Source organism: Hydrocoleum sp. CS-953, from assembly GCF_002260545.1.
Taxonomy (GTDB): domain Bacteria; phylum Cyanobacteriota; class Cyanobacteriia; order Cyanobacteriales; family Microcoleaceae; genus Trichodesmium.
This window is the reverse complement of record NZ_LGSU01000645.1, coordinates 1-4,041: the sequence shown is the minus strand read 5'-3', so window position 1 is coordinate 4,041 and position 4,041 is coordinate 1. Positions and strand designations below refer to the sequence as shown.

Below are 4,041 nucleotides of genomic sequence, written 5' to 3'. Positions count from 1 at the left end.
CACAAGCAAGTGTTGCAGCTATATGCTTTGATGCAACAAAACCATTATCAATTATCAATTATCAATTATCAATTATCAATTATCAATTATCCATTATCAATTATCCATTATCCATTATCCATTAATATCAATTATCCATTATCCATTATCCATTAATTACATAAACCCCGATCACTTTCTTCAATTTCACTATTAGTTTGCAAATAATCACGCACCCAGTTACAAGCATAGGTCAGTTCATCCAACTTGAGAATATTTTCTATATCCCAAATTATGCCTTGTTTTTGGCTAACCGAGGCAATTTGTTTACCATCTGGACTAAAGGCAATTCCAGATATAGTTGTGGTGTGTCCAAACATAGTTTTGAGTAACCTACCATCTTTATGCCATAACTTAACTGTATTATCTGCAGAAGTAGTTGCGAGAATATTGCCATCAGGACTAAAGGCAACTTCCCAAATAGCAGTCTCATTATTTTCCAAAGTCTTGAGCAGTTCTCCGTTGCGGTTCCAGAGTTTAATTGTGCCATCGTCAGAAGCAGAAGCAAAGATTTTTCCATCAGGACTAAAAGCAACTCCCCAAACTGATACAGAATGATCCCTCAAAGTTTTCAAGAGTTTGCCTCTTCTAGACCAGAGCTTAATAGTAGAGTCTCTAGAAGCAGAAGCAAATATTTCTCCATCAGGACTAAAAGCTATTCCGACAACCGAGTTAGTATGATCGTTTAAAGTCTTCAACAACTCGCCATTTTGACTCCAGAGTTTAATAGTGCTATCCCATGAACTTGTAGCTAAAATTTTACCATCAGGACTAAAAGTAATTCTCCAAATACCTTCTTGATGTCCAGTATCAATACTCTTCAGGAGTTCCCCATCTAAAGACCAAAATTTGATTGTTCTATCATCACTAGCTGAAGCTAAAGTTTTACCATCAGGACTAAAAGCAACTGCACAAGTTCTGCCTTCATGTCCTGTAAGAGTTGTTATTAAGTCACCATTTCGATGCCAAAGTTTGATTGTTTTATCTGAGGAAGTAGTAGCAACCACTTTACTATCAGGACTAAAGGCAACCCCACAAACCCTATTACTATGATCTATAAGGGGAAAAAATAAACCGTTGAATGGCTTCCATAATCTTACCGTTTGATCTGTGGAGGATGATATTAAAGTCTGACCATCAGGAGTATAAGCAACTCCCCACACTTTATCCTGATGACCAGTGAAAGTTTTGACTAACTGTCCGTCTAGAGACCAAACTTTAACTGTTTTATCCTCAGAAGCGGAGGCTAAAGTTTTGCCGTCAGGACTAAAAACTACTTTCCGAACTGCCTCTGTATGACCCCTAATAGTTTTGAGTAACCTGCCATCCTTGTGCCAAAGTTTCACTGTTTTATCATCACTCGCTGTAGCTAATATTTCCCCATCTGGACTCATAGCAACGTCGAAAACTACTGTGTTATGTGCTTTGAAAGTTCTCAATAACCTACCATCTTGATGCCATATTTTGACAGTTCCATCTACAGAAGTGCTGACAACTATCTCGCCATCAGAACTAAAAACAACCGCCCAAACTCTTCCCTGATGTCCGGTGAGAGTTCTGAGCAATTTGCCGTCTCGATGCCAAAGTTTAACGGTGCTATCTCCTCCAGCAGATGCGATAGTCTCTCCATTGGGAGAAAAGGCAACTCCATAAATTTTTGCATCATGTGCAGTCAGAACTTTGTGTAATTTGCCATCTTGATGCCAGAGCCTAATTTTACCACCTGCTGTAGCAGATGCGATGATTCGATCGTCAGGACTAAAAGCTAATTCCCAAATTGCTGTAGGATGTTCAAGTACAATTGGCAACAACTGACCATTTTTATGCCAGAGTTTTATTGTTTTTTGAGCGCTAATAGTGGCGATAGTTTTTCCATCATTACTGATAGCAACTATTATTGTCCGATGTTTATGTCCAATAAGGCGGTTATATTCATCTGCTGTATATATAGCTCTTTGCAATGCTAACTTTACTTGAGCTTCTATTTCTAGAGGTAGCTGATTTTTGTTAGGATATTCTTGTAATTTTTTTTGTGCTTTTATTGCTTGTATCAATGCGTCTAATTTCTGTTCTGATGCCAAACTGCCTTTTGCAGCAGCAATTAAGGCTTTAATTTCACTAATTCTGGCTTGATTTTCACTTTGTAATGCTTTGCGATATTGCCGAAAAGTTATTACTCCTAACCCGACAGTAACTAATAATGCCATACTTAATGTTCCGAGTAAAAATCTTTGGAGTTTGGCTGTTTTTTTCTCTTGAATAACTTTCTTTTTTTCAGCTTCTAATCTTTTTTGTTCTTCTATTAACCTAGCTTCTACTTCTCTAGTTTTTGCAGCTTCTAAACTTAATTGCACCTGTTCTCTATCCAATTCCACGGAAGCAGCTAAAAATTGATAATCTAAATCGCTTAAACTTTTACCATTTGCCCAAAGTTGAGCATCGACTAAAGCATTTCCTCTTAATAGTCGCGAATTATCCTGTTTTCCCGATTCTATCCAAGCATCAAAAGTCTGATTATAAGGTCGCAGTAAACTTAATTTTTGATTTACCCATTCTAAGTTAAATACTTCTTCATATATCCGATTTCTAACCTTTATTAATCCTGATTCTTTAACTACCAAACCAGACAGAATTAATTGTATTTGTTCCCAACTATCGTCTGCTTTTACTTCTTTTTTTAGTAGGATTTCATTATATATTCCCAGTAATCTTCCCAACTTTTCTGGATAATATTCTATGCGATTTTTAATAGTTCTTAAATGTTCTGGTTCGTCTTGAGATTCCCAGTGATGTAAAATCTTTGTTCTGACAATACTCTCTACCCAAAATGCTTCTTGTCCTGGTGGAATTGTGACTATTCCTGATGCTGCATCGTGACTGGTATTTACTACTAAATCACATAACTTTTGTGTGAGAAATGGTTGCCCTCCTGTCCAGGCTAAAATCTCTTGGAGAATTAATTTAGGATTGCCTTCTTTAACTTCTAATCCAGTTGCTAATGGAGCTATTTCTTCTAGAGTAAATCCATGTAATTCTATAGCTGTACCAATATTAAATGGAGTTCTTTTTCTATCTTGAATTAAATCTGATGGTGTAGCAACTCCAAATATAGCAAAAGTTATACGATTATATTCTGGGTTAATAGCCCTTTGATTATAACAGTAACGAATCAGAGCAAAGAAATCATCTATAGGAAAATCTAAACTGAGGATACTATCAATTTCATCAATAAAAATACAAAAATTTTTCCGAAAACNTTTTCGGAGAAATTTTACCAAAAGTACATCATAAATATATTTACTTAATTTTTGTAATAAAGATATTTCTCCTATTTCTTCCCACCATTTTTTTAACGGTACTTTTCTTGTCAGTTTGAAACTACGGGAGATGTCAGCGACTATACCTTTATACCATTGTAGAGGTGTAATATTTTCACTGCCAATATTAGTCATATCTACAGTGGCACATTTAAACCCTTCTTCTTTAAGTCGAGCTTGAGTACGAACTAATAGAGAAGATTTACCCATTTGTCGGCAGTTAAGAACATAGCAAAATTCTCCTCTTTTTAAAGCCTGATAAATTTCAGTATCAGCTTTACGAATAACATAAGTTGGAGAATTTCTATTTAGACTACCACCAACCTGATATATATAATTAGTCATAATTAATCTGCTCCATTTCAGATTGCTTATTATACCAATTCCCAAAAGTAATGCTAGACTTAGGTAACACTTCAGTTATTAATTCAGCAATGAACAATGTTCATGTCGGCGACAGCCGTTTGCGCAGCATTCCGTAGGAATACAATTAATAATTAATAATTACCCCTTCTTGAAAGAAAGGGATTGGCGCTCAAGGAAATTTTTTTGATTTACCCCTTTAAAAGGGGAGGCTTTAAACCTTAATTGTTCAATGAATAATTAATTATTGACTATCAACTCTTAATTATTAATTATTAACTATTAATTATTAATTATTCTGTAATGAACACAGTATGGAAAC

Annotated in this window: 1 protein-coding gene and 1 pseudogene; both read right to left on the bottom strand. The window is 35.3% G+C overall.

All coding sequences use genetic code 11. The annotated features are described in order from the left end of the window. Positions 1-152 precede the first annotated feature (152 nt). A pseudogene (locus tag AFK68_RS07300) lies at positions 153-3,295 on the bottom strand (AAA-like domain-containing protein); the annotation flags it as partial. 1 nt (position 3,296) lies between these two features. Then, on the bottom strand, positions 3,297-3,701 hold a 405-nt coding region (locus AFK68_RS41200), incomplete at its 3' end, for an AAA-like domain-containing protein (protein WP_246844047.1). Positions 3,702-4,041 lie beyond the last annotated feature (340 nt).